23 protein-coding genes are annotated in these 26,315 nt (G+C 71.8%); 20 read left to right on the plus strand and 3 right to left on the minus strand.

The window, feature by feature from the left end:
• Positions 1–332: 332 nt before the first annotated feature.
• From ftsH to KLI87_RS05675, 7 genes are all read left to right on the plus strand, one after another.
• Positions 333–2,351 carry an ATP-dependent zinc metalloprotease FtsH gene (ftsH, locus tag KLI87_RS05645; protein WP_156214536.1) on the plus strand — a complete coding sequence of 673 codons (2,019 nt, stop codon included), beginning with the start codon at positions 333–335 and terminating at the stop codon, positions 2,349–2,351.
• Between the two features lie 5 nt (positions 2,352–2,356).
• Positions 2,357–2,968 carry a GTP cyclohydrolase I FolE gene (gene folE, locus KLI87_RS05650; protein ID WP_156214535.1) on the plus strand — a complete coding sequence of 204 codons (612 nt, stop codon included), beginning with the start codon at positions 2,357–2,359 and terminating at the stop codon, positions 2,966–2,968.
• Positions 2,969–3,348: 380 nt separating this feature from the next.
• A complete protein-coding gene (gene folP, locus KLI87_RS05655) occupies positions 3,349–4,233 on the plus strand; it encodes a dihydropteroate synthase (protein WP_214616630.1) in 885 nt (294 codons plus the stop codon).
• Entirely contained in the window at positions 4,230–4,667 is a 438-nt protein-coding gene (locus KLI87_RS05660) for a nuclear transport factor 2 family protein (RefSeq protein ID WP_156214534.1), read from the plus strand. Before folP ends, KLI87_RS05660 begins: the two co-directional genes overlap by 4 nt.
• Positions 4,664–5,029: a dihydroneopterin aldolase gene (folB, locus tag KLI87_RS05665; RefSeq protein ID WP_156214533.1), complete on the plus strand. Its 366-nt coding sequence runs from the start codon at positions 4,664–4,666 to the stop codon at positions 5,027–5,029. Before KLI87_RS05660 ends, folB begins: the two co-directional genes overlap by 4 nt.
• A complete protein-coding gene (folK, locus tag KLI87_RS05670) occupies positions 5,026–5,613 on the plus strand; it encodes a 2-amino-4-hydroxy-6-hydroxymethyldihydropteridine diphosphokinase (protein WP_156214532.1) in 588 nt (195 codons plus the stop codon). Before folB ends, folK begins: the two co-directional genes overlap by 4 nt.
• Positions 5,610–6,083 carry a DUF3180 domain-containing protein gene (locus KLI87_RS05675; RefSeq protein WP_156214531.1) on the plus strand — a complete coding sequence of 158 codons (474 nt, stop codon included), beginning with the start codon at positions 5,610–5,612 and terminating at the stop codon, positions 6,081–6,083. Before folK ends, KLI87_RS05675 begins: the two co-directional genes overlap by 4 nt.
• A 57-nt stretch (positions 6,084–6,140) precedes the next feature.
• Here the strand turns inward: KLI87_RS05675 and KLI87_RS05680 are convergent, their stop codons facing one another.
• Positions 6,141–7,289 carry an NADH-quinone oxidoreductase subunit D gene (locus KLI87_RS05680; RefSeq protein ID WP_156214530.1) on the minus strand — a complete coding sequence of 383 codons (1,149 nt, stop codon included), beginning with the start codon at positions 7,287–7,289 and terminating at the stop codon, positions 6,141–6,143.
• A 271-nt stretch (positions 7,290–7,560) separates the two neighbouring features.
• Between KLI87_RS05680 and KLI87_RS41430 the strand changes: the two genes are divergently transcribed.
• Both KLI87_RS41430 and KLI87_RS05690 read left to right on the plus strand, forming a co-directional pair.
• Positions 7,561–8,079, plus strand: coding sequence for a PH domain-containing protein (locus KLI87_RS41430; RefSeq protein ID WP_308165863.1), 519 nt, complete (start codon positions 7,561–7,563; stop codon positions 8,077–8,079).
• A gap of 323 nt (positions 8,080–8,402) precedes the next feature.
• Positions 8,403–9,719, plus strand: coding sequence for a PH domain-containing protein (locus KLI87_RS05690; RefSeq protein ID WP_308165864.1), 1,317 nt, complete (start codon positions 8,403–8,405; stop codon positions 9,717–9,719).
• A 605-nt stretch (positions 9,720–10,324) separates the two neighbouring features.
• On the opposite strand, the gene KLI87_RS05695 is transcribed toward KLI87_RS05690, so the two are convergent.
• Complete coding sequence (locus KLI87_RS05695; protein ID WP_214616081.1) at positions 10,325–11,164, minus strand: alpha/beta fold hydrolase; 840 nt, start codon at positions 11,162–11,164, stop codon at positions 10,325–10,327.
• 662 nt (positions 11,165–11,826) lie between these two features.
• Here KLI87_RS05695 and KLI87_RS05700 point away from each other — a divergent pair.
• Together KLI87_RS05700 and KLI87_RS05705 are read left to right on the plus strand one after the other, a co-directional pair.
• A complete protein-coding gene (locus KLI87_RS05700; protein ID WP_374225419.1) occupies positions 11,827–12,171 on the plus strand; it encodes a MarR family transcriptional regulator in 345 nt (114 codons plus the stop codon).
• Positions 12,172–12,198: 27 nt separating this feature from the next.
• A complete protein-coding gene (locus KLI87_RS05705; RefSeq protein WP_156214526.1) occupies positions 12,199–13,407 on the plus strand; it encodes a cytochrome P450 in 1,209 nt (402 codons plus the stop codon).
• Positions 13,408–14,028: 621 nt separating this feature from the next.
• Here the strand turns inward: KLI87_RS05705 and KLI87_RS05710 are convergent.
• On the minus strand, positions 14,029–15,042 hold the full coding sequence (locus KLI87_RS05710; RefSeq protein ID WP_214616083.1) for an SAM-dependent methyltransferase: 1,014 nt from the start codon (positions 15,040–15,042) through the stop codon (positions 14,029–14,031).
• Between the two features lie 115 nt (positions 15,043–15,157).
• Between KLI87_RS05710 and KLI87_RS05715 the strand changes: the two genes are divergently transcribed.
• The 9 genes from KLI87_RS05715 (at position 15,158) to nadC (ending at position 26,307) form a co-directional block, all read left to right on the plus strand.
• Entirely contained in the window at positions 15,158–16,321 is a 1,164-nt protein-coding gene (locus tag KLI87_RS05715; protein WP_156214524.1) for a sensor histidine kinase, read from the plus strand.
• A gap of 60 nt (positions 16,322–16,381) precedes the next feature.
• Complete coding sequence (locus KLI87_RS05720; RefSeq protein ID WP_308165865.1) at positions 16,382–17,077, plus strand: response regulator transcription factor; 696 nt, start codon at positions 16,382–16,384, stop codon at positions 17,075–17,077.
• Positions 17,078–17,166: 89 nt separating this feature from the next.
• On the plus strand, positions 17,167–17,544 hold the full coding sequence (locus tag KLI87_RS05725) for a chaplin family protein (RefSeq protein ID WP_308165866.1): 378 nt from the start codon (positions 17,167–17,169) through the stop codon (positions 17,542–17,544).
• A 451-nt stretch (positions 17,545–17,995) separates the two neighbouring features.
• Positions 17,996–18,769: an ABC transporter ATP-binding protein gene (locus KLI87_RS05730; RefSeq protein ID WP_214616084.1), complete on the plus strand. Its 774-nt coding sequence runs from the start codon at positions 17,996–17,998 to the stop codon at positions 18,767–18,769.
• Positions 18,769–21,312 carry an ABC transporter permease gene (locus KLI87_RS05735; RefSeq protein WP_214616085.1) on the plus strand — a complete coding sequence of 848 codons (2,544 nt, stop codon included), beginning with the start codon at positions 18,769–18,771 and terminating at the stop codon, positions 21,310–21,312. Before KLI87_RS05730 ends, KLI87_RS05735 begins: the two co-directional genes overlap by 1 nt.
• Before the next feature lie 491 nt (positions 21,313–21,803).
• Positions 21,804–22,745 carry a Rossmann-like and DUF2520 domain-containing protein gene (locus tag KLI87_RS05740; RefSeq protein ID WP_156214522.1) on the plus strand — a complete coding sequence of 314 codons (942 nt, stop codon included), beginning with the start codon at positions 21,804–21,806 and terminating at the stop codon, positions 22,743–22,745.
• A gap of 36 nt (positions 22,746–22,781) precedes the next feature.
• The gene (panC, locus tag KLI87_RS05745; protein WP_374225420.1) at positions 22,782–23,654 is read left to right on the plus strand and encodes a pantoate--beta-alanine ligase; all 873 of its coding nucleotides are present in this window, start codon (positions 22,782–22,784) and stop codon (positions 23,652–23,654) included.
• Positions 23,655–23,803: 149 nt separating this feature from the next.
• Positions 23,804–25,453 carry an L-aspartate oxidase gene (locus KLI87_RS05750; protein ID WP_156214521.1) on the plus strand — a complete coding sequence of 550 codons (1,650 nt, stop codon included), beginning with the start codon at positions 23,804–23,806 and terminating at the stop codon, positions 25,451–25,453.
• Complete coding sequence (gene nadC / locus KLI87_RS41835) at positions 25,450–26,307, plus strand: carboxylating nicotinate-nucleotide diphosphorylase (protein ID WP_214616086.1); 858 nt, start codon at positions 25,450–25,452, stop codon at positions 26,305–26,307. The genes KLI87_RS05750 and nadC overlap by 4 nt, the downstream gene beginning before the upstream one ends.
• The last annotated feature ends 8 nt before the right edge of the window (positions 26,308–26,315 follow it).

Raw genomic sequence — 26,315 nt, forward strand, 5'->3', positions numbered from 1 at the left:
CGAAGAAATCGAGCGCCTCAGCGGCTGGTGAGGGGCTTGACAACGGCGCCGGGGAACAAGGGACCGTGACGGATCGTTGCAAAGGTCGTTGACGGGTATATGGAAAGGATCAGGAGATCGGCGCTGGCTGCGTCTCCTGTGTCCTGCGGTGTACCGTCGGTGTCCCCGGCCCTCGGGTCAGGGAGCCGCCCGAGGGAGGCCGCCTTGGTGAGTCCGGAGCCCCGGGATGCGGGCCTTTGGTTGGTCGCAGTGGCGCCCGCCCCCCGGGACGGGCGTGGATCGCACACAGACGTTGGTCAGGAGGGACGGGCCCCGAAGGGGTAACCGGATAAATGGACGTGAAGCGCTATTTTCGCGGGCCGCTGCTGTGGATCCTGCTGTTCGGCCTCTTGGTCGCCCTCGTCATGTGGGGCTTCAACCCCGGCCGTTCGTACGAGAAGACCGACACCTCCAAGGTCGTCCAGGAGATCGCCGCGGGCCAGGTGAAGTCCGCCAAGATCATCGACAAGGACCAGCGGATCGAGGTCACGCTCACCGACAACAAGACGCACCAGCAGGCGTCATGGGTCGACGGCCAGGGCGTGCAGTTGCAGCAGCAGTTGCAGAAGCAGGCCGACGCGGGCAAGCTGCCCGGCGGCTACAACGTCGACGTGCCCAAGCAGAGCTTCTTCCTGAACCTGCTGTTCAGCCTGCTGCCGATCGTCGTCATCGTGCTGATCTTCCTGTTCATCATGAACCAGATGCAGGGCGGCGGCTCGCGGGTGATGAACTTCGGCAAGTCCAAGGCCAAGCTCATCACCAAGGACACGCCCAAGACGACCTTCGCGGACGTGGCCGGGGCCGACGAGGCCCTGGAGGAGCTTGAGGAGATCAAGGACTTCCTGCAGAACCCGGCGAAGTTCCAGTCGATCGGCGCGAAGATCCCCAAGGGCGTGCTCCTGTACGGCCCGCCCGGCACCGGTAAGACGCTGCTGGCGCGCGCGGTGGCCGGTGAGGCCGGGGTGCCGTTCTACTCGATCTCCGGATCCGACTTCGTCGAGATGTTCGTCGGTGTGGGCGCCTCCCGGGTGCGCGACCTCTTCGAGCAGGCCAAGGCCAACGCCCCCTCGATCATCTTCATCGACGAGATCGACGCGGTCGGCCGGCACCGCGGCGCCGGCCTCGGCGGCGGGCACGACGAGCGCGAGCAGACCCTCAACCAACTCCTGGTGGAGATGGACGGGTTCGACGTCAAGGGCGGCGTGATCCTCATCGCGGCGACCAACCGCCCCGACATCCTCGACCCGGCGCTGCTGCGTCCCGGGCGCTTCGACCGCCAGGTCACCGTCGACCGTCCCGACCTGGAGGGCCGCAAGGGCATCCTGCGGGTGCACGGCCGCGGCAAGCCGTTCGCGCCGGACGTCGACCTGGACGTCATCGCCCGCCGCACCCCGGGCTTCACCGGCGCGGACCTGGCGAACGTCATCAACGAGGCGGCGCTGCTCACGGCGCGCTTCGACCGCAAGCTCATCGACATGGACACCCTTGAGGAGTCCATCGACCGCGTCATGGCGGGCCCGGAACGCAAGACCCGGGTGATGTCGGAGAAGGAAAAGAAGATCATCGCCTACCACGAGGGCGGGCACGCCCTGGTGGCGCACGCGCTGCCGAACGCCGACCCCGTGCACAAGGTGACGATCCTCCCCCGCGGGCGCGCGCTGGGCTACACCATGACGCTGCCCATGGAGGACAAGTTCCTCACGACCCGCTCGGAGATGAACGACCAGCTCGCGATGCTCCTGGGCGGGCGCACCGCCGAGGAGCTGGTGTTCCACGAGCCGACGACGGGCGCGGCGAACGACATCGAGAAGGCGACCTCCATCGCCCGCAACATGGTGACCGAGTACGGCATGAGCGAGCGCCTGGGCGCCCGCAAGTTCGGCACCGGCGCGGGCGAGGTCTTCCTGGGCCGCGACGTGGGCCACGAGCGCGACTACTCCGAGGACATCGCCTCCGCGATCGACGACGAGGTCCGCCGCTACATCGAGAGCGCGCACGACACGGCGTGGGAGATCCTCGTCGAGTACCGGGACGTCCTGGACGACCTGGTGGTCAACCTGATGGACAAGGAGACCCTGTCCAAGGACCAGGTGCTGGCGATCTTCGCGCCGATCACCAAGCGGCCGCACCAGAACTCCTACACCGGCTATGGCAAGCGCCTGCCGTCCGACCGTCCGCCGGTGCTCTCGCCCAAGGAGCTCGCGCTGCTCGGTCCGCAGGATGTGACGGACCTGACCAAGGGCAACGGCCAGGGCGGGGTGTCCGGCGGCGTCGGCTCCGAGTCCGTGGACCCGGCCCAGGGCGAGAGCTGATCGCCTTGGCCATTCCGTACGACGAGGCGCCGATCAGGGACGACCCCCCGGGCTTCGACCACGCCCGGATCGAGAAGGCCGTGCGCGAGATCCTGTTCGCGATCGGGGAGGACCCCGAGCGCGACGGGCTCCGCGACACCCCCGCGCGCGTGGCGCGGGCGTACGCCGAGCAGTTCGCCGGCCTGCGCCAGCGTCCCGAGGACGCGCTGACGACGGTGTTCGACGCCGACCATGAGGAAATGGTCCTGGTGAAGGACATCGAGGTGTACAGCGTGTGCGAGCACCACCTGGTGCCCTTCCACGGCGTCGCCCACGTGGGGTACACGCCGAACAAGAAGGGCCAGATCACCGGCCTGTCGAAGCTCGCCAGGCTGGTGGACGTGTACGCGCGCCGCCCGCAGGTGCAGGAGCGGTTGACCAGCCAGGTCGCGGACGCGCTGATGAGCGTCCTGGAGCCGCGCGGCGCGATCGTGGTGATCGAGGCCGAGCACCTGTGCATGACGATGCGGGGCGTGCGCAAGCCGGGCGCGAAGACCGTGACGTCCGCGGTCCGCGGCGACTTCCGCGATCATCCCGAGACGCGCGCCGAGGCGATGAGCCTGATCCTCACGCGCTAGCGCCGGTCGGCCCTTCTCCCGGGTCTCTCAAGGCATCTGAACGGGCCTCAGCGACGAGCTGAGGCCCGTTCGGCGCGTCTCAGGGGCCCCGGCAGACCCGCCGGAGGTCCGGCGTACCGAGAGCCGCCGCGGGCCTCCGCGCCGTCGCGACGATCTTCCCGGGCTGCTCGACGATCTTCTGCCGATGCCGCGCTCGGACGTCTCAGGTGGTCGTTCGCCAGGGACGCCGGAGGCGTTCCCGGTGGTCCCTGTATGCGCGCGCGAGCCGGTGTCCGGTAGGCCCTGGGGCGCGCCCCGGAGTGCTGAGATCAAGGCATAGGGTTGGTCATATGACCAGTGCCGTTGTTCCGGGGCTGCCCGCGCCAGGGCGCTGCCTCGTGATGGGCGTGGTCAACGTGACCCCCGACTCGTTCTCCGACGGCGGCTCCTGGTTCGACGCGGACAAGGCCGTCAGGCACGGGCTGGACCTCGTCGCCGAGGGCGCCGACATCGTCGACGTGGGCGGGGAGTCCACCCGGCCCGGAGCCCAGCGAGTGTCGCTGGACGAGGAGCTCCGCCGCGTCATCCCCGTCATCGAGGCGCTCAGGGACGAGAACGTTCCCGTCAGCGTCGACACCATGCGGGCCGAGGTCGCCGAGGCCGCGGTGGCGGCGGGCGCTCGGCTGGTGAACGACGTGAGCGGCGGCCTGGCCGACCCCGAGATGCCCCGTGTCGTGGCCTCCGCCGGCGTCCCCTACGTCGTGGTCCACTGGCGCGGCCACAGCCACGACATGCAGACCCGCGCGGTGTACGCCGACGTCGTCCGCGAGGTCCGTGAGGAACTCCTCCGCCGCGTCGACGCCGTCCTGGAAGAGGGCGTGGACCCGTCGCTGATCGTGCTGGATCCGGGGCTCGGTTTCGCGAAGAGCCCCAAGGCCGGGCACAACTGGGCGCTGCTGGCGCACCTGGAGGAGCTCACCGGAACCGGCTATCCCGTTCTCGTGGGCGCCTCCCGCAAGAGCTTCCTGACGACCCTCCTGGCCAACCCCGACGGTACGCGCCGTCCGTTCGCCGAATGCGACGACGGCACCGTGGCGACCTCGGCGCTCGCCGCGTACGGCGGGGCGTGGTGCGTGCGCGTGCACCGCGTCCGGCCCAACGTCGACGCCGTCCGCGTGGCCGCCGCCATGCGCGCGACCCGTCCGCTGGAGCCCGAGCACGATGTCCCCGACGCCGAACCTGCCGCGGCGGACGGTCGCGCCGAATCCGGGAGCGACGACCGATGAGCCACGCTGTGAACCGCGCCGATCTGGACGAGGTCCACGCCGAGTTCTACGCCGCGTTCGAGGCCGGTGACTTCGACCGGATGTCGGCCGTATGGGCGGACGGCCGGTTCGCCGACGGCGTCTCCTGCGTGCATCCGGGCTGGGCGATGCTCAGGGGGCGCGAGGAGGTCCTGCGCTCCTGGGCCCTCATCATGGCCAACACGCCCTACATCCAGTTCGTGCTGACCGACGTCGAGACCGATGTTTACGGCGATCACGCGGTGGTCACTTGCAAGGAGAACGTTCTCACCGCCGACGAGGACACCGAATCGGGGTTCCTCGCCGGCGGCAGCATCGTCGCCACCAACGTGTTCGTCCGGTCGGACGGTGAGTGGCGGCTCCTGCTCCACCATGGTTCACCCGTGCTCAACGTCGTCGATGCAGAGGAAGAATGACTCTCGACCACATCGAACTGCGCGGCCTGCGCGCCCGGGGCCGGCATGGCTGCCTGCCCGCCGAACGCGAACTCGGGCAGGAGTTCGTGGTGGACGTCGTCCTCGGCCTGGACACGCGTCCGGCCGCGGAGGGCGACGACCTCTCGCGTACCGTCGACTACGGATCGCTCGCCGACCGGCTCGTCGCCGCCGTCCAGGGTGATCCCGTCAACTTGATCGAAACGCTTGCCGAGAGGCTCGCGAAGATATGTCTGGAAGACGCGACGGTGGTGGAGGCCGAGGTCACCGTCCACAAGCCCAGCGCCCCGGTGCCGCACCCCTTCACGGACGTGGCCGTGAAGATCAGGAGGAGTCGCCCATGACAGCGTCCGACCGCATGCCCGACCGCACCGCGACCGGCGGGCACATGCTGGTCCAGCACCGCGTCGTGTTCTCACTCGGCAGCAACCTCGGCGACCGCCTGGACAACATCCAGGAGGCCGTGGACGCGCTGTTCGACGCCCCCGGGCTGGAGTTCGTGGCGTTCTCCCCCGTCTACGAGACTGCCCCCTTCGCGCCTCCCGGCGAGACGATCCCCGAACAGGGCGACTACCTCAACATCGTCCTGGTCGCCGACACCCGCCTGCCGCCGGAGAACCTGCTCGAACGCGTCCTCAACATCGAGAACTCCATGAGCCGTGTCCGCGAGGTCCGGTGGGGCCCCCGCACGCTCGACATCGACATCGTGGTGTTCGGCGACATCGCCATGGACGACCCCGCGCTGACCCTCCCGCACCCCCGCGCGCACGAGCGGGCGTTCGTGCTCGTCCCGTGGGCCGACATCGAGCCGGACGTGCTGCTGCCCGGGCACGGCCGTGTCGGTGACCTCGCGCAGGCCAAGCAGGCGGAGGGGGGACCGTCGGCCGTCCGCCGCCGGGGCGACCTGACGCTCCAGCAGCCTGCATGAGACCGTCCCGCCCGCTGTTCCTCATCGCCCTCGTCGTCGTCATAGGCGTGAGCACCTGGGCGGTGCTGCGCACGGCCTACGTCTCGCTGCCGCCGCTCCCGTGGACGGCCGTCCCGACGCTGCTGCTGCTGGCGCTGGGCGAGGGCTTCACCGGTGTGAACGTGCTGCGCCGCATCCGCCGCAAGCCGGGCACCAAGCCGGTGGAGCCGCTCGTGGTCGCGCGCATGGCCGCGTTGGGCAAGGCCAGCGCGCATGCGGCCGCGGTCCTGGCGGGAGTCTTCGCGGGGTTCGCCGGCAGCCTCGCCGACTCCCTCGACAAGCCGACCCCCCGCCACGACTTCTTCGTCAGCGGGGGGACGTTCCTGGCCGCCGTCGTACTGGCCGGAGCCGCCTTCTTCCTGGAGTACGCATGCCGCGTCCCCAAGGACCCGAACGAGGAGGAGCACAACCGCGGCGCCTCCCGCGCCTGACCCCCGCCCGCCCCTGGAGCCCGGTCCGCTAGTAGAGGGGCGTGCTCCAGAGCGGGGCTATTTGTCGATGTCGCCCACAACGAAGAACATCGAGCCGAGGATCGCGATCATGTCGGCGACCAGGTTGCCCGGCAGCAGCTCCGCCAGCACCTGGATGTTGTTGAACGACGCCGACCGGAGCTTCAACCGCCACGGGGTCTTCTCGCCGCGTGACACCAGGTAGTAGCCGTTGAGGCCGAGGGGGTTCTCCGTCCAGGCGTAGGTGTGGCCCTCCGGGACCTTCAGGACCTTCGGGAGCCGCTGGTTGATCGGCCCCGGCGGAAGCTCGGCGAGCCGGTCCAGGCAGGCGTCGGCGATGTCCAGGGACGCGTACACCTGGTCCAGAAGGCATTCGAACCGGGCGAGGCAGTCGCCCTCCTGGCGGGTGACCACGCGGACGGGGAGTTCGCCGTAGGCCAGATACGGTTCGTCCCGCCGCAGGTCGAAGTCCACACCGGACGCGCGCGCGATCGGCCCGGACACCCCGTACTGGAGGATCTGCTCACGGGTGAGGACGCCCACGTTCCGGGTGCGTGCGCGGAAGATCTCGTTGCCCATGATGAGGTCCGCGATGTCGCTCATGCGCGCCCGGACCTCGGTGACGGCGTGCCGCGCGCGTCCCGTCCAGCCTGCGGGCAGCTCCTCCTTCAGACCGCCCACACGGTTGAACATGTAGTGCATGCGTCCGCCGGAGACCTCCTCCATCACCCGCTGCAGCACCTCGCGCTCGCGGAAGGCGTAGAAGATCGGCGTGATGGCGCCCACCTCCAGCGGATAGGACCCGAGGAACATCAGGTGGTTGAGGACGCGGTTGAGCTCCGCCAGCAACGTCCTCGCCCATACGGCGCGGACCGGAACCTCCATCCCCAGCATCCGCTCCACGGCGAGCACGACTCCGAGCTCGCTGGAGAACGCCGAAAGCCAGTCGTGCCGGTTGGCCAGCACGATGATCTGCCGGAAGTCGCGCACCTCGAACAGCTTCTCCGCGCCGCGGTGCATGTAGCCGATGATGGGCTCGGCGGCCGAGATCCGCTCGCCGTCCAGCGTCAGCCGCAGCCGCAGCACGCCGTGCGTGGACGGGTGCTGGGGCCCGATGTTCAGGGTCATGTCCTCGGTCGCGAGCTCCTTGGCGCCCGCACCGATACCGACGATTCGTTCGGTGGTCATGGTCGCGTCTCCGCCGCTCCGATCACCGCCTCATAGTCGCATGGCGAGCGGTCGGCGTTATCCGGTTGACTAGGAGGCGATGAACGCGAGCCGTGGCGAACCGCCATATGAGCCCGCCGCAAACCCGGGATCGCAGGGCGCGGCGCATCCGTTGCCGCCACCGGATCCTGCTCGGGGTGGGGCAGGCCGGGACGGGCCGGGCCCCGGCGCGGCGCCCCCCGCGGCGGGGCAGATCCCGGGAGGCTACGCGGCGCATGGCCGGGGCGGCGCGGTGGCCGCGCCCCCGGCCTACCCGGCGGATCAGGCGTTCGCGCCGGGGAACGGGCTCCACTGGTCGCCCATCTCCAAGCGCCACACCTGGCACCGGTTGACCACGGCCGTGCTGTGGGCGATCCCCGTCGGCGCCCTCGGGGCCTTCCTGGTGTGGCGGAACGGCGGCGGGGCGGTGGCCGCCGCCCTGTGGCTCGCCGCCTTGGCGCTCGTGGTCGTCCTCGCGGGACTCATGGCCGAGATGGGGCGCCGCTCCCTCGGCTACGCGGAACGGGGTGACGACCTCATCGTCACGCATGGGGTGCTCGTCAAGCGGCTCATCGTCGTCCCCTACGGGCGGATGCAGTTCGTGGACGTGACGGCCGGGCTTCTGGAGCGGTGGATGGGAATCGCCACCGTCCGCATGCACACCGCCGCCGCGGCCACCGATGCCACCATCCCGGGCCTGCCCGCGACGGAGGCCGGACTGCTGCGCGATCGGCTCGCCCAGAAGGGCGAGGAGCGGAGCATGGGCCTATGAGCGGCCCTCCTGGCCCTCCTCCAGAAAACGGGGGTTCTCCCCACGGGCCACACCCACATCAGCAAGGGCCGTATGGAGCGCCCGGCCATGCCGGGCCGGTCGGACCATATGGCGCTCCTGGGCAGAACGGCCCTCCTGGGCAGCCGGGTCCGTATGGGCGGCCTGGGCCGTATGGTGCGCCCGTCCCTAACGGAGCACCGGGCCCCTTCGGGCCGCATGGGCCGTATGGGCCTGGGGGACGCCCTCCTTATGGGCCTCCTCGCCCGCCGTACGGTCCGCCTCATGGGTATGGAGTTCCACCGGGTTATGGGCCGCCCCCACTGGTGCGGTTCTCGGAAGGCACGCACAGGCTGCACTGGGCGACGGCGCCGCTGCGGGCGTTCTTCATCCTCATCGTGTACTTCGTCCTGCTCGGTTTTCCGCTGCTGCTCACGCAGACCGATGAGGGTGTGACCATCGAGCTCACGCCCGAGGTGATCGCCAGGTTCCTGGTCGTGACCCTCCCGATGATGCTGATCGCCGTGGGCTCCGGCCTGTGGGCGTGGCTGGGGCTGCGCTTCCGTGTGGACGGTGACGACCTCGTCGTCGAGACCGGGCTGCTGCGCAAGCGCAAGCGCCGCATACCGCTGTCGCGCGTCCAGGCCATCGACCTCGTCCGTCCGCTGGTCACTCGCGTTTTCGCCCTCGCTGAGGTGCGGGTGGAACTCGCCGGGGGCGAGCAGAGCGAAATCGCACTGCGCTATCTCGGACGTGGTTCCGCCCAGCAACTACGGGCCGAACTCCTCGCGCGGGCGGCCGGGCTGCCGGGCCATACACCCGAGGCGCCCGAACGCCATCTGTGGCGCGTGCCCTTCGGCGCGCTGTTCGGATCCCTGCTGATACGGCTCCCTGTGATCGGGACGATCGTCCTGTTCCTGGCCTCGCTGGTGTTCCTCGTGGCCTACGCGGAAGGCGGCATGCTGGCCGTCACCGTGCCCGCGCTGCTCGGCCTGATCCGCGCCGTCATCGCGCCGCTGGTGATGTACGCCAACTTCACGGTCGCGATGTCACCGGACGGCATCCGCCTGCGTTACGGGCTGCTGGAGACCCGCATGCAGACCCTTCCGCCCGGACGCGTGCAGGCGGTCAGCATCGTCGAACCGGCGCTCTGGCGCGCCCTGGGGTGGGCCCGGATCGAGGTCACCGTCGCGGGATACGCGGGCGGGCGTCAGGCCCTCTCCTCGACCCTCCTGCCGGTGGCGCCCCGGCAGGTCGCCATGTACCTCGTGTCGCAGGTGTTCCCAGGGACGAACATCGACGCGCTGCCGCTCGTCCCCGCGTCGTCGAAGGCCGTGACCATCGACCGCGCGGGTGGCGCCGGTACCGACGACGTGGTGTTCGTGGCCCGCCACGGCTGGCCCTGCCGCCGTACCGACGTCATCGCGCACGCTCGCGCGCAGAGCGTGCGCCTGACGGCCAACCTGTTCCAGCGGCTCAAGGGGCTGGCGACGGTCCACGTGGACGCGCCGCCGGGGCCGGTGCAGGTCGCCGCGTCCGCCCGGGACCTGGGCGAGGCGCGCGCGATCGTCGATTCGACCGCCCGGCGGGCCCAGGCGGCCCGCCGGACCTCAGGCGACACGACCCACTGGGCGGCCCGCTGACCGGCGGCCTTCTCGCTCGCCCAGGAACCGCGGCGGAGCGCGACACACCCCGCTGGGCCGCTCGCTGGCCGCCGCCGCGTCCTGTTCGTCCAGCACCCGCGGCGGGGCGGGCCACGTATGGGTCGGGGCCCCGCCGAACACGGCTTCTCCGTCATCCCCGCCCGCGCGGCGGGCGGGTCACATATGAGGTCGCGGCCCTCGGCGTCCTACGCGCGCATGCCGGTCGGCAACCGCCCGCTCCGGATCGCGGCAGGGACCGGCGGGAAGATCGTGCTGCGGACCCCCGCCAGGCACGCGCGAGGTCGTCGCGAAGGTGATGCCGGACGTCGCACCAGGCTCGGTTGCCGACCGGCGGCCGTCGTGCCCGACCGGGATCTGCGGCGTAGAGCGACACGACCCTCCCGGGGCTTCACTGACCGGCCGTCGTCCGTTCGTCCGGGAACTGTGGCGAGGAGGGGCACGCCCCGCTGGGCCCTCTCGCCGGCCGGGCTATCCACAGAACGCCGTTCTACTTTTGCCCTCGGCGCCCCGCCCCGACCATGGAGTTGGTCGGCCCGTCCGAGAGGGGGAGGGCGGGCCGACCGCCCGAAACACACGAGTGATCGTCAGGAGGTGAGGGTCAGGACCTCGTGCAGGCGGGCGGCGAAGGCACGCGGAAACGCGGTGTTGCCGTTGTGCCCGCCGGGGAACTCCACGAGCGGGGTGTTGAGGAGGGAGGCCAGCTCCTCGGCGCACTGATGGTTCCAGGCGTTCTTCGAATCGGCTCCTGCGGCGGGCACGATCCGCGTGCTCGCGGCGGCCGCGGCGACCTCGTCGGGCCCGAGAGCGCTGCGCCGAAGCTCGGAAACGTCATTGGTCAGGTAGTACGTCATGTTGGCGGCCCGATCCTCGGTCATCGGCACCAGGGTGACGCCGGACTCGGTCTCCATGCGGGAGGGGTCGAGCCCGGTGGCGGCGGCGACCATCGCGATGGCGGCACGCCAGCCGCCCGCCCGAGCGGTGATCTCCACCTCGCCCAGCATGCGCTCGATCCGGGCACGATCGGAAGGAGGCAGCAAACCGGGCGCGGCCACGTCATGGGCGACGAGCGTGGAGAGTTGCCCGGGGTGCGTGGCGGCCAGGTGAAGCCCGTAGAGCGCGCCCAAGCTGCACCCGAGCATGAGCGCTGGCTCGTCGGTGAGGTTCGCCAGCAGATGGTGGACGTCCTCGGCGTGCGTCTCGGGTGAGACGGGCGCGGACGGGTCGGCGACGATCGTCCGCGAAAGCCCGCGCCGGTCATAGGTGACCACGGTGTAGTGCTCGACCAGCCGGTCGACCATGTCCACGCTCCGCCGCGCGTCCCCCTCGCCGCTCTGACCGATCACCAGCAGCGGCCCGCCCCCTCTGACCTCGTAGTACAGCTCGGCTCCAGGTACGGGGAGCATCCCGCTCTTGGTGGCTGCCATGTCTTCTACGTCCTCTCAAGACGAGGTCGCTCGGGTGAGAGCGAGGTTGATCGGATTGCCGGGGGAGGTGGTGAGAGCAGTGCGCCGGTCTTCGTGCTGCGGCGCGCGTGGTGCGACGCCGGTGTTGCGGCGTCCGTGCTGCGGTGCCGGTGCTGCGGTTCTCGCGCGAAGAAGAGGGGCCGCGGTCCCGGATGAGCTGCCGGGCCGTCGGCGCCGGGGAGCGGTGAATACGGTCAGCCCCCCGCCAGTCGTCAGGGGGAGCGGTTCGGGCGGACGGGTGTGGGCGGTTGGGCGAGGGCGGGGTTGAGCGAAGGGTCTCTGGAGGAAGGGCGGTTGAGCGAAGGCCTCTGGGTGAGGGGCGGCTGGGAGAAGGCCCCTGATTGGGGGAAGCGGCGCTGGATGTAGAGAGGGTGGGTGGGCGAAGGCGTGGCGAAGGGGCGGGCGAAGGGGTGGCGAAGGGGTGGGGGTGGGTGGTTGGGCGGGGGTTGTTGGTGGGGAGCTTAATGGATCTATTTAGATGTATCAAGTTTGATGTATCTCGTTAGATGTAAGTTGAGGGGGTGAACGGAGTTCAGCTGTTCTTGTTGGGGCGGGCGTTGATGAAGGTCGGGGAGGAGGCGATGCCTGCGGCGCGGGGTGGGGAGCGCGGGGGGACTCGGGCGGTGCTGATCGTGTTGAGCGATGTCGTCGAGCATCCGGACACGGCCGTCGGGGAGATCGCCGAGCGCACCGGGTTGCCGCAGAGTCAGGTCTCGATGGCGGTCGCGCGGCTCAGGGAGGCGGGATCGGTGGTCACGGCGCCGGATCCGGCGGATCGGCGGCGGTCGTTGGTGCGCAAGGCCGGTGAGGTGTCCGAGCGGGTGGCCGAGGTACGCGCGGCGGGCATCGAGGGGGCCTTGACGGCGGCTCTGGGCGGGCCGGAGCACGTCCCGGACGTGACGGCGGCGCTGGAGACGCTGGCGCGCCATCTGATGCCCGGTTCTCTCACCGATTTGCCCTCGGAATGAGGCGATCACGGGCTTATCGTCGGAACCATGAACGAGCTGGCCTATGATCCGTGGTCGCCCGACTTCGTCGCCAACCCCTATCCCGTCTTCGAGTGGCTGCGTGATGAGCGTCCGGTGTTCTTCCATGAGCCCAGCGGCCAATGGGTGATCAGCAGGTACGAGGACGTGAACGCGCTGCTGCGGGACCGGCGGCTCGGGCGCACCTACCTGCACATCGCCGGGCACGAGGAGTTCGGGCAGGAGCCGGAGACCGAGTTCCTCAGACCGTTCTGGGATCTCGTCCGCGCCGGGATGCTCGACATGGAGCCGCCCACGCACACGCGGCTGCGGCGGCTCGTCTCCAAGGCGTTCACGGCGCGGATGGTCGAGGGGCTGCGGCCGACGATCCAGCGGCTCGCCGGGGAACTGGCCGAGTCCCTGGCGGCCAAGGGCGGCGGCGACCTGCTCGCCGAGGTGGCCGAGCCGCTGCCGGTGAACGTGATCGCCGAGATGCTCGGCGTGCCCGTCTCGGACCGGCACCTGCTGCGTCCCTGGTCCGCCGACATCTGCGGTATGTACGAGCTGAATCCGCCGGTGGACGTGCAGCGGACGGCCGTCCGGGCCGCCGCCGAGTTCTCCGACTACCTGCGTGAGCTGGCACGGTCACGGCGGAACGAGCCGCGCGACGATCTGATCAGCGCGCTCGCCCAGGTCGTGGACGGTGGCGACCGGCTCACCGAGGACGAGCTGATCGGCACCTGCGTCCTGCTGCTCAACGCGGGCCATGAGGCCACGGTCAACACAACCGGAAATGGGTGGTGGGCACTGTTCCGCCATCCGGGGGAACTGGAGCGGCTGCGCGCCGACGCCTCGCTCGTCCCCACCGCGATCGAGGAACTGCTGCGGTATGACACTCCGGCGCCGATGTTCGAGCGGTGGGTACTGGAGGACATCACCGTTGCCGGAATCGATATCCCGCGCGGTGCCGAGGTCGCGCTTCAGTTCGCGTCCGCCAATCGCGACCCAGAGACGTTCGCCGATCCCGACCGCCTTGACCTGGGACGGGACCCGAACCCGCACATCACGTTCGGCCTCGGCATCCATTACTGCCTGGGCGCGCCGCTGGCCCGGATCGAACTCGCGGAGTCCTATGGCGCGCTCCTGCGCCTTGCCCCCGACCTCCGTCTGACGGACGAGCCCAAATGGAAGTCCGGCTTCGTCCTGCGTGGCCTGGAGGCCCTCTACGTCGAATGCTGATCTGGGAGCCGGTTCGGCTTGTTCGGCCTGGCGGAGTTCAACCGTGACGACCATCCGAGCTGTGATCGGCGCGCCGGGGCCGCCCTGCGCGCTGGCGCTTCATCGCTTGCGGACGTGAGGGCGCGCGGTTTCTTGTCCTGCCGTCCCTGGGGCAAGTTGTTGGCCCCCGGGAAGGCGTGTCCCTTCGCCGTCACGGTCATCGCTTGCAGGCGTTAGGGGAGCGCGGTGTCGTGTGCCGGCGGCCTGCCGCTTGTCACCCTGTCGCCCTGTCGCCTTGTCACCCTGTCGCCTTGTCACCCTGGCGCCTCATGCCTTGTCGCCGCGTCGGCCCGTCGTTGCTGCGGCGGGGTGCTGTTACTCGGGAAGGCCATGTGCTCCGGAAAAGCGCTGTGGTCCCGGGACGGTGCTGTGGTGCTGGGAGGGTGCCGTGGTGCCGGGAGGGAGTTGTGATGCCGGGAGGGTGCTGTGGTGCCGGGAGGGCGTTGTGGTGCTGGGAGGGCGTTGTGGTGCTGGGAGGGTGTTGTGGTGCCGGGGACCCGTTGTTGCGCGGGACGCTCTGCTGCGGGGGGAGATGCTGGGACGTTCGCGGTTGTGGGCGGGGGCTGCGGGGTGGGGTGGGGCTTATGGGGTCTCGGTCAGGGAGGTTGGGAGGGGGATCTGGACGGATTGGGCCAGCCAGCCGAAGCCGCCCAGGCCGGACGGGTCGGTCAGCTCGGCGTCCTCGCCCGCGTGGCAGAGGGCGGTCAGGTAGGCGCGCGGGTCTTGGTGGGCCTGGGCCGTCGGGGGGCGGGCGCCGGAGAGGCCGAGGCCGCGTAGGGCGGCGCGCTGGGTGGTCAGGAGGGTGGAGGTGGCGCCCGCGCGTTCGCCCGCGACGACGCAGGCGTCAAGGGCGACGTGGGCGGTGACGTCGCAGGAGCCGTCCGGGACGGCGGGGACCGTGGAGCCGTCGCGGTAGCCGGTCAGGGTGCCGTAGGGCGGACGGGACTCGCGGTAGTGCGAGTAGTCGACGGCGATCGCGAGGCCGCGGCGGAGCCGCCCGATGACCGAGGCCCAGGCGGCGCAGCGGGGGTGGCCGATCTCGGCGCGGTCGCCCGCCTCGCGCAGGGGCCACCAGCGCTCCAGCCAGTCGCGGTCCTCGGCGGTGGGCTCGGGACCGGTGCGCTCGGCGCCGCTGGACGGGTCGACCAGCACGGTGCGGACGCCGTCCGGGGTGTGCTCGGCCACGTCCAGCGGGATGTTGTCGAGCCACTCGTTGGCGACCGCCAGGCCGGTGATCTCGGTGGGAAGGTCGGCGCGCCAGGTGATGCGGGCGGGAACGTCGGACGGGCGCGGTGCGATCTCCACGGCGGTCGGCGCGAGCCGGTCGGCGAGGGCGGGGGGCGCGCAGGCCAGCACGTTGGCCAGGAGCCGTCCGGAACCGGCGCCGATGTCGACGATGTCCAGCCGGGCGGGATGGCCGAGCGCGGCGTCGATCTCGGCCAGCAGCCGGGCGATCGCGGCGGCGAAGCGGGGTGAGGCGGTCACGGAGGTGCGGAAGTGCTCGGCGGGGCGTTCCCCGCGCCGGTAGAAGCCCTCCTCGCCGTACAGGGCCCGCTCCATCGCGGTGCGCCAGGTCAGCCATTCGGTCACGGGCATCGGCACTCCTGTGAGGTTACCGTGGGTCGCCGCCGCCGAGGTCCATCCTTGGGGTGGAGCCGGTTCCGACTTGCGGCTGATCCGAGGCTGACCTGCGTGTCCTTACGCTGACGGCATGGCCCCGAGGTTCTGGGAGTGGTTGCGCGGCAGGAAGCCGCTGGTCGACGCGTTCCTCGTCGCGCCGGTGCTGGTACTGGTGTTCCCGGTGCTGCTCGGCAACGGTCCCGATCTGAGCGGGAACAGATATGTGGCGGTCACGGCCGCGCTGCTGGTGCCGATGGTGCTGCGCCGGACGTTCCCCCGGACGGTCTTCGCGGTCGTCGCCGCCGTCTCGTTCGTCCAGTGGGCGCTGCACATCCCCGTCCTGCCCGCGAACATCGCCATCCTGATGGGGATCTACACCGTCACGGCGGGCTGCGCCTTCCGGTGGGGGGTGGCCACAGCGCTGATCGGCGAGCTGGGGACGCTCATGGCGACGCTCCGGTACCCGGTCGACGCGAACGACAGGAAGTTCACGTTCCTCGCGATGACGGCGGTGGTGGCGGGCGTGTGGATCCTCGGCCTGCACATGCGGACGCGGCGCGCCTACCTGCGGTCGGTGGAGGAGCGCGCCGAGCGGCTGGAGCGCGAGCGGGACGCCGAGGTGCAGATGGCGATGGCCGCCGAGCGCGGCCGGATCGCGCGGGAGCTGCACGACGTCATCGCGCACAACGTCAGCGTGATCGTGGTCCAGGCGGACGGCGCGTCCTACGCCATCAACACCGACGTCGTGCGGGCGCGGCAGGCGCTGGAGACGATCTCCTCGACCGGACGGCTGGCGCTGGGGGAGATGCGGCGGCTGCTCGGCGTCCTGCGCGAGGACGACGACGCGGGCGAGTACGCGCCGCAGCCCGGGGTCGCGCAGCTCGATGACCTGGTGGAACAGCTCCGCGCCTCGGGGCTTTCGGTGACGATGGGCGTGGACGGCTCACCCGCGGCCATGTCGGAGGGGCGGCAGCTCACCGTGTTCAGGATCGTCCAGGAGGCTCTGACCAACACGCTCAAACACGGCGGATTGCGTGTGTCCGCCCATGTCCGGCTTTGCTATGCCGGGGACACCGTCGAGATCCGTGTCGTGGACGACGGGCGCGGTGCCGCCGCGGTCAACGACGGGCGCGGGCACGGCCTGGTCGGGATGCGCGAGCGCGCGGCGGTGTACGGGGGCAGCGTCAGGGCGGCGCCGCGTCCGGGCGGCGGGTTCGAGGTGGTCGCGCGGATCCCCGTCCGCGAGGCGGCGTGACCGGAGGGGTCCGCGGCTGGGTGTTGGGTGGGAGGTGGCAGGAGCGTGCTGGGAGGCAGTGTGGACGAGCTTGCGGACGAGGGCCCGATCCGGGTGGCCCTCGTCGACGATCAGGAGCTGGTGCGGGCCGGGTTCAAGATGGTCCTGGACGCGCAGCCCGACATCGATGTGGTGGGGGAGGCGGCCGACGGCGTTCAGGCGCTGGAGCTGCTGCGGGCCACGGCGGCCGACGTCGTCCTGATGGACGTGCGGATGCCGCGGATGGACGGCATCGAGGCCACCCGGCGGGTGGTGGCGGCGTCCGGGCCGAAGGTCGTGATCTTGACGACGTTCGACCTCGACGAGTACGCGTTCGCGGCGATCAAGGCGGGGGCGGGCGGGTTCCTGCTGAAGGACGCGGGCCCCGCGCAGCTCATCGAGGCGATCAAGGCGGTGCACTCGGGGGACGCGGTGGTCGCGCCGAGCACGACCAAGCGGCTGCTGGACCGGTTCGCGCTGCACCTGCCGGACGCGCAGGAGCGGGCGACCGGGGCGCTGGAGAGCCTGACCGAGCGGGAGGGCGAGGTGCTGCGGCTGGTCGCGCGCGGGATGTCCAACGCGGAGATCGCGGCGCGGCTGTATGTGTCGGAGGCGACCGTCAAGACGCACATGGGGCGGATCCTGATGAAACTGGGGCTTCGGGACCGGGTCCAGGCGGTCGTGTTCGCGTATGAGACGGGTCTGGTCAAAAGCGGCCAAAGAGACGACTCACCGTAACGACTTGGTCACCGCTTGATGACTATTGTCAGACAGCTTGGGGATAGCATTTCCGCTACCAGACGGTAGCTGGGTAACTACCGTACGCGATGCCATTCATGCGGATGGCCTCGGGCAATGTCCATCGGGTCCACCGAAACCCGACGTACGGGAGGATTCACGTGATCAAGAAGCTTGCCGCTACCGGCATCATCGGCTTCGCCGTCACCGGCTCGATCCTGACCGCCGGCCCCGCCTTCGCCGATGGCCACGGCCACGGCCACGGGCACGGGCACGGCCACGGACACGGGCACGGCGGCCAGTTCTCGAACAACCACACCAGCGGTAACGGGTCGATCCTGGGCGGCAACCAGATCATCGCCCCGATCTCCATCCCGATCGACGTCTGCGGCAACGCGATCGCCGTCGTCGGCATCGCGAACGCCGGCTGCAAGGGCGGCGCGTCGGTGAACTACCTGAACCACTGAGCCGTCCCGGTCTCAGCCGCGAGCGCCGGGGTCCTTCGGGCCCCCGGCGCTCGCGCGCGTTCCGGACGCGTTGACCGACCTCGCATCGCCTCCGATCGACGAATCGCCTGGTCGGAGCCTTGCCCGGCCGAACCCGCCGCCTGCCCGGGGAGAACGCGGTCCCCCGGCGGAGTTCGCGGGCTCCGGTCGAGACCGAGGCCGTGGCCACCGGCGGCGCCCCCCGGCCTGCCGGTCGCGGGCGCGGTCTGCCGGGGGTTGCCGATCGCATGCCGTGGCGGCCGGGGAGCCGCTGAGTCGGTAGGACGGCTGACGGGGGCGTACGACTCAGGTCGTACGGGGCGTTCCGGACGCGCCACATGGCTGACGCGAACCGTGGCCGTGGGGGCGATGGCGGGAGCGGCGCCGATTCCTAGCGTGGAGCACGACCGTCCCCATCCACGAAGGAGTCGCCGTGACCAGCACGTTCACCAGCCCACCCGGGGGAGCGCCGGACGCGGCGAAAGCGCCGGCGGTCGCGGCCGACCGCGTGTCGAAGGTGTACGGGTCCGGTGACGCGGCCGTGCACGCGCTGCGCGGGGTCAGCGTCGGGTTCGCGGACGGCGCCTTCACCGCGATCATGGGGCCGTCCGGCTCGGGCAAGTCGACGCTGATGCACTGCCTGGCGGGCCTCGACACCGTCACCGAGGGACGGATCATGCTCGGCGACGCCGAGCTGACCGGCCTGAACGACCGGCAGCTCACGATGCTGCGCCGGGAGCGGGTCGGGTTCGTGTTCCAGGCGTTCAACCTGCTGCCGACGCTGACCGCCGAGCAGAACATCCGGCTGCCGCTCGACCTCGCGGGCCGCAAGGTCGAGCGGGCGTGGTTCGACCGGGTCGTGGACGTGGTCGGGCTCCGCGAGCGGCTCGGGCACCGGCCGAGCGAGCTGTCGGGCGGGCAGCAGCAGCGGGTCGCGTGCGCGCGGGCGATCGTCGCCCGGCCCGACGTGATCTTCGCCGACGAGCCGACCGGCAACCTCGACTCCCGCGCGGGCGCCGAGGTGCTCGGGTTCCTGCGCTCGTCGGTGCGGGAGATGGGCCAGACGATCGTCATGGTCACCCACGACCCGGTGGCGGCCTCGTATGCGGACCGGGTGGTGTTCCTGCGCGATGGGGAGATCGTCTCGGAGATCGTCCGCCCGACGCCGGACGCGGTGCTCGACCGCCTCAAGAGCCTGGGGGCGTGATGCTGCGGACGACACTCGCGGGCCTGCTCGCCCACAAGCTGCGCCTGCTGCTGACCGCCGTGGCGATCACGCTGGGGGTGGGGTTCATCTCCGGCACGTTCGTGCTGACCGACACGATGGAGCAGGGGGTCGCCAAGACCTTCGCGAAGTCCGCCGGCAAGGTGGACGTCGCGATCCTGCCGAGCCGCGGCGCCGGCAAGGGGGCGGACGACGAGACCGGCATCCCCGCCGACGTCCTGCGCAAGGTGCGGGGCCTGCCGGGGGTGACCGACGCGCAGGGCGCGGTGCGCGGGGAGGCCGCGCTCGTCGGCAAGGATGGCAAGACCGTCGGCGACTACCCGACCTTCGGCCTGTCGGTGCCGACCGGGCGGCTGCTGCGGTTCGACGTGGACAAGGGCCGCGCGCCGTCCGGCGCCGCCGAGGCGGTGCTCAACCAGGAGGTCGCCGACCGGGCCGGATACAAGGTCGGGGACGCGGTGACCGTCCTCGACCACGCGGGGCGCCCGCACCGCTTCTCCGTCGTCGGGATCGTCGACTTCGGCATAGACAACGAGGTCAGCGCCCAGGGCGGGGTGGGGTTCGACGCCGCGACGGCGCAGGCGATGACGGGCAGGAAGAGCTACACGGAGATCGACGTCCTCGGGCCGGACCGGGCCGCGGTCGCCGCCGCCGTCGGCGGCTCCTACGAGGTGCTCACCGGGGACGGGCTCGCCAAGCGGCTCGCCAAGGGCGCGGGCGCGGACACCGAGATCATCCGCACCGGCCTGCTGATCTTCGGGCTGGTGGCGATGCTGGTCTCGGCCCTCGTCATCTACAACACGTTCTCGATCCTGATCGCGCAGCGGATGCGGGAGATGGCGCTGCTGCGCTGCGTCGGCGCGACCCGGCGGCAGGTGTTCGGCGGCGTCCTGGTGGAGTCGGCGGTGGTCGGCCTGGTCGGCTCGCTGCTCGGCATCCTCGCCGGGATCGGGCTCGGCGCGGGCGCGGTCGCCGCTCTCAGCCGGTTCGCCTCGGAGGTGCCGGTGAGCGGGCTGGCCTTCGCCGGGCGCACGGTCGTGGTGGGCCTGGCGGTCGGCGTGACGGTGACCGTGCTCTCCGCGCTGCTGCCGGCGCGGGCGGCGACGCGCGTGCCGCCGGTCGCGGCGCTGCGCTCGGAGCTGGAGCCAGGCGGGGGCCGGTTCCGGCTCGGGCGCGTCCGGACGGCGCTGACCGTCCTGCTCGGGGCGGCCGGGCTCGCGCTCGGCGGGCTCGGCTCGCTCCAGATGGGGAAGGGGCCGACCGCGATGTACGTCGTCGCGCTCGGCGGCGGCGTGTTCTTCCTGGCGGTGGTCACGGGGATGCCCGCGCTGGTGCGCCCGTTCGGACGCGTCGCCGGTGCGATCCCGGCGCGGCTCGGCGGCGTCCCGGGTCGGCTGGCGGTGGAGAACGCACGCCGCACGCCGCGCCGCACCGCAACGACGACGATCGCGCTGACCGTCGGCGTCGGGCTGATGAGCCTGTTCGCGGTGGTCGCGGCGAGCAGCAAGGCGACCTCGGCGGCCAAGCTCGCGGAGCAGTACCCGGTGGAGTTCCAGGTGGAGGCGCGCGGCGGCGCGGGGCCCGGCCGCGACAGCGGCGGGGTCGTCCCGCACGCGCTCGCCGAGACGCTGGCCAAGCGGCCGGAGTTCGCCCAGGTCTTCGAGGTGCTGGGCAAGGACACCGAGATCGGCGGCAGGTCGGTGACGGTCGCCAGCCTGACCGGCAGGGCGCTCGGCACTGTGCTCAAGCCCCGCATCGAGGCGGGGTCGGAGGCGGCGCTCAAGCCGGGCGGCCTCCAGCCCGGGACCGTGCTGGTGGACAAGCTGATCGCGAACAGGAACGGGCTGTCGGCGGGCCGGACCGTCCAGCTCAAGACCGCGCACGGAACCGTGCCCGTCAAGATCGCCGCGGTGTACACCTCGCCCGCGCCGGTCGGCGAGGTCCTGGTGCCGGAGGCGGACTTCCGCCGGTACTTCGGTGCCCCCGGCCAGTCGGCGATCTACATCCAGGACAAGGACAGGGTGCCCCCGGAGGCGGCGCGGCGCGTCGTCGAGGACGCGGCGCGGCCCTACCCGACCGCGAAGGTGTACTCGGGGGCGGAGTTCGAGGAGAGCGTCAGCAACGCGATCGACATGATGCTGATGATCTTCGGTGGGCTGCTCGGGCTGGCGATCGTCATCGCGCTGTTCGGGATCGCGAACACGCTGACGCTGTCGGTCGTGGAACGGACGCGCGAGTCGGCGCTGCTGCGCGCCCTCGGCCTCACCCGCCGCCAGCTCCGCCGGATGCTGTCGGTCGAGGCGCTGGTCATGGCCGTGATCGGGGCGTCCACCGGGGTCGTGCTCGGGATCGCGTTCGGCTGGGCCGCGACCCGCGCGATGGCGGAGGGGTCGGTCTTCTCGCTGCCCTACCTCCAGGTCGTCGGCTTCGTCGTGCTCGCGGGCGCCGCCGGGACGGTCGCGGCGGTCATGCCCGCGCGGCGCGCCGCCAAGGCGTCCATCGTCGAGTCCCTCGCCACCGACTGAGTGCGCGAGGGCGCCCGGGGCGGGATCGGCGCGGTCCCAAACCGGGTGCGATGCGTGATGAGGGTTGGCTCCGCCCCACCGCAGGGGACGACGGTTAGCGGTGGGGCGGAGTGGGGTGCGGGCGGCCTTTCCGAGGTGGTAGGAGCGGGTCCGTTCCCCTACCGCCGGGCCGTCCGCGATGGCTCGGGTGCGTCCGAGGGTTTCACTTATGGTGACGGCGCCGTCGCAATCCAGAGATACGCTCGCCTTTCGGCGCGCCGCAAGAGATGACCCTCCGTCGCCCAGAAAGTGTGGCCGGATCGGGGAGATGATCGTCACACTCGGTAGTTGAGTCCTTACTCGCATGTGATGGCGTGGCCGGCTCGGGTAGTGTCCGCGCGGTGCCACCCCGCCGCACAGGCGCCGTGCCATCCGCCGGACGTCAGGCCACGGGCCCGCGAGTACATTGGGTCGCGCACGTCCGGTACCTACCTGAGGACTGGAACGAACCGATGGATTCACATGCCACGCCCCCTGCCGCCGCGCCTGGGAACGGCCCCGGAGACGGTCCGGGCGGCGCCGGGGAGCGGCCCGCGCGGCTGGCGGTCGGCGTCGTCGGCGCCGGACGCGTCGGGACGGCGCTCGGCGCCGCGCTCGCCGGCGCCGGACACCGCGTCGTGGCCGCCGCGGCGGTGTCCGAGCGGTCGCGGGAGCGGATCGAGCAGCGCCTCCCCGGCGTGGACGTCGCGCCCCCGCACGAGGTCGTGGCCGCCGCCGACCTGGTGCTCCTCACCGTCCCCGACGACGCCCTGCCGGAACTCGCCGCCGGGCTCGTCGGCGCGGGGGTCGAGGTGACCGGCAAGCTCGTCGCGCACACGAGCGGACGGTACGGGGCGTCCGTCCTGGACCCGGTCACGCGGGCCGGGGCGCTGCCGCTCGCGCTGCACCCGGTCATGACCTTCACCGGACGGCCCGACGACGTGAACCGCCTCACCGGCATCTCGTTCGGCGTGACCGCGCCCGAGCCGCTGCGCCCGGTCGCCGAGGCGCTCGTGCTGGAGATGGGCGGCGAGCCGGTGTGGATCCCCGAGGAGCGACGCCCGCTCTACCACGCGGCCCTCGCCGGAGGCGCGAACCACCTGGTCACGCTGGTCGTCGAGACGATGGACCTGCTGCGCGGCGCGGGGGTCGCCGAGCCCGGCCGGATGCTCGGGCCGCTGCTCGGCGCGGCGCTCGACAACGGGCTGCGCCTCGGCATCGACGGCCTCACCGGGCCGGTCGCGCGCGGCGACGCGGGCACCGTCGCCGACCATGTCGCCGAACTCGGCCGGGTGTCGCCCGAGAGCCGCCGCGCCTACGTGGCGCTGGCCCGTCTCACCGCCGACCGCGCGCTCGGCGCGGGACTGCTCAAACCCGAGGACGCCGAACGCCTCCTCGAAGCGCTGGCCGACTGAGCGGGCCGACCGCCCCCAACGATCGAGGAGGACCCGATGTCCGCGATGCCCGCCGTCGTCAGGACGCGCGAGGAGTTGGCGGAGGCCAGGGCGGCGGCCGGGGGGAGCCTCGCCCTCGTCCCGACCATGGGCGCGCTGCACGAGGGGCACCGGTCGCTGATCCGCGAGGCGCGGCGGCGCGCGGACGTGGTGGCCGTGAGCGTGTTCGTCAACCCGTTGCAGTTCGGCCCCGGCGAGGACTTCGACCGCTACCCCCGGACGTTCGACGCGGACCTGCGGGCCTGCGCCGAGGAGGGCGCCGCCCTCGTGTTCGCCCCGGGGCGCGAGGTCATGTATCCGACGGAGCCGCAGGTCACGGTGCGGTCGGGGCCGATGGGCGCCCGGGTGGAGGGCGTGACGCGACCGGGCCATTTCGACGGGATGCTCACGGTCGTCCTGAAACTGTTCAACCTGGTGCGCCCGGACGTCGCGGTCTTCGGGCAGAAGGACGCGCAGCAGCTCGCGATGATCCGGCGGATGGTCCTCGACCTGAACCTGCCGGTGGAGGTCGTCGGCGCGCCGACCGTCCGGGAGCCCGACGGCCTCGCGCTGTCGAGCCGCAACCGCTACCTGTCGGCGGACGAGCGCGCGACGGCGCTCGCGCTGTCGCGGGCCCTGCGCGCGGGCGCGGACGCGGCCGGGGGCGGCCCGGAGGCGATCGCCGGCGCGGCGCGGGCCGTCCTGGCCGAGGCCGCGACGGCCGAGCCCCCGCTCACGCTGGACTACCTCGTCCTGGTCGATCCGGCGACGTTCCTTGAGGTCGCGGACGCGCACACCGGCCCCGCCGTGCTCGCCGCGGCGGGCCGGGTCGGCGCCACCCACCTGATCGACAACCTGCCCCTGGACCTCGGCGCCCCGCCTGAGCGCTGATCCGCGTGCCGTATCGGCCGTATGCCCGGGGGCGTACGGCCGTTTCGCTTGCCTGGAAAGTTCTCCGTCAATGTGACCTTCGTCCCGATTCATTGGCGGCCCCCGGGGTTAATGTCACAATGACGAGAACCGAACCCCGAGGAGGGCTCATGATCCCTTCCGTTCTCGCGGCCCCCGCCCCCGGCTGGACCACCGAGACCGACGTCGTCGTCATCGGATCCGGCATCGCCGGCCTGGTCACCGCGCTGCGGTGCCGGCCGCGCGGGCGGGTGCTGCTGGTCACCAAGGCACTGCTGGACGCGGGGTCGACCCGCTGGGCGCAGGGCGGGATCGCCGCCGCGCTCGCCCCCGACGACACCCCGGAGGAGCACCTCGCCGACACGCTGACCGCCGGTGTCGGGATCTGCGCCGAGGACGCCGTCCGGGCCCTGGTCACCGAGGGGCCGGAGGCCGTGCGCGGGCTCATCGACCTCGGCGCCGCCTTCGACCGCTCCGGCTCCGGCGACATCGAGCTGACCAGGGAGGGCGGCCACCACCGGCGCCGCATCGCGCACGCGGGCGGCGACGCGACCGGCGCCGAGATCAGCCGCGCGCTGCTCGCCGCGCTCAAGGACTCCGGCGTCGAGGTCATCGAGCACGCGCTGGTCCTCGACCTGCTGAAGGACGCCTCGGGACGGGCCGCCGGGATCACCCTGCACGTCATGGGCGAGGGCCAGCCGGGCGGCGTCGGAGCCGTCCGCGCCCGCGCCGTCGTCCTCGCCACCGGCGGGCTCGGGCAGGTGTTCTCCGCCACGACCAACCCCGAGGTCTCCACCGGCGACGGCGTCGCGCTCGCGCTGCGCGCCGGGGCGGCCGTCACCGACCTTGAGTTCGTCCAGTTCCACCCGACGGTGCTCTGGCTCGGTGCGGACGCCGCCGGGCAGCAGCCGCTGATCTCCGAGGCGGTGCGCGGCGAGGGCGCCCACCTGGTAGACCACGCGGGCGAGCGCTTCATGACCGGCCGCCACGAACTGGCCGAACTCGCCCCCCGCGACGTCGTCGCCAAGGGGATCATCAACCGGATGCACGAGACCGGCGCGTCCCACATGTACCTGGACGGCCGGCACCTCGGCGCCGCTACCTGGGAGCACCGCTTCCCGACGATCCTCGCCGCCTGCCGGCACCACGGGATCGACCCGGTGACCGAGCCGATCCCGATCGTCCCCGCGGCGCACCACGCGAGCGGAGGCGTCCGCACGGACCTGTTCGGACGGACGTCCGTTCCGGGCCTGTACGCATGCGGGGAGGTCGCCTGCACGGGCGTCCACGGCGCGAACAGGCTCGCGTCCAACTCCCTCCTGGAGGGGCTCGTGTTCGCGGCCCGGATCGCCACCGCGATCGAGGACGACCTCGCCGGCCCGCCCGGCACGGACCTGCCGGCAGATGAGCGGAGAGCAGGCGGCCTCCTCGATCCGGGGCTGCGCGGCGAGATCCAGCGGATCATGACGTCCCATGTCGGCGTGCTCCGAGGCGCCGAGGGCCTCGCGACGGCGGTCCGCGAGCTGTCCGAGCTTTCGGAGCCGTCCGCGCCGCGGCGGGAGCAGGCGCCGGGCGTCGCGGCGTGGGAGGTCACCAACCTGCACACGGTCGCGTCCGCGATCGCGGCCGCCGCGCGGCTCCGGGAGGAGACCCGGGGCAGCCACTGGCGCGAGGACTTCCCCGACCGCGCCGACGGGACCTGGCGCGGCCACCTCGTCACCCGCCTGGACGGGAACGCTCTCACCACGACCTACGAACGCCAGGAAGGAAGCCGCGCATGACACCGGAACTGGACGGGACGCTCAGGACCGCCGGGCTCGATCCACAGGCTGTGGAGGACGTCGTCCGGACGGCGCTCGCCGAGGACGGCGAGGCCGATGTCACCAGCGAGCCGATCTTCGCGCCGCGGGACCCCTCGACCGGGGACTTCACCGCCCGCGAGGAGGGGGTCGTCGCCGGGATCCCGGTCGCCGCCGTCGTGTTCGAAGCGCTGGAGGTCGCCTACGAGGCGAAGGTCGCCGACGGGGACCGCGTCGTCCCCGGGCAGGTGCTCATCTCGGTGGAGGGGCCGACCCGGGCCGTGCTGCGCGCCGAACGGACGGCCCTGAACCTGCTCACCCACCTGTCCGGAATCGCGACCGCCACGCGCCGCTGGACGGACGCGATGGAGGGCACCAAGGCCAGGGTCCGCGACACCCGCAAGACGCTGCCCGGCCTGCGCACGCTCCAGAAGTACGCCGTGCGGTGCGGAGGCGGCGTCAACCACCGGATGGGCCTGCACGACTCCGCGCTGATCAAGGACAACCACATCGCCGCCGCCGGGAGCGTCTCCAAGGCGTACGAGGCCGTCCGCGCCGTCTACCCGTCCCTGCACATCCAGGTCGAGTGCGACACCCTCGACCAGGTCGCGGAGGCCCTCGCGGTCGGCGCCCGCGCGATCCTCCTCGACAACATGAGCGACGCGGAGATGTCCGAGGCCGTCGCCCTGGTCGGGGGGAAGGCGGAGCTGGAGGCCAGTGGTGGCCTTACCCTGGACAGGGCCCGAGACGTTGCCGTGACCGGGGTCGACTACCTTGCGGTCGGCGCGCTGACGCACTCGGCGTCCGTGTTCGACATCGGCCTTGACTTCACCTGACCAGCGGG

This window comes from Actinomadura sp. NEAU-AAG7 (assembly GCF_018603865.1).
In the GTDB taxonomy this organism is placed as follows: domain Bacteria; phylum Actinomycetota; class Actinomycetes; order Streptosporangiales; family Streptosporangiaceae; genus Spirillospora; species Spirillospora litoris.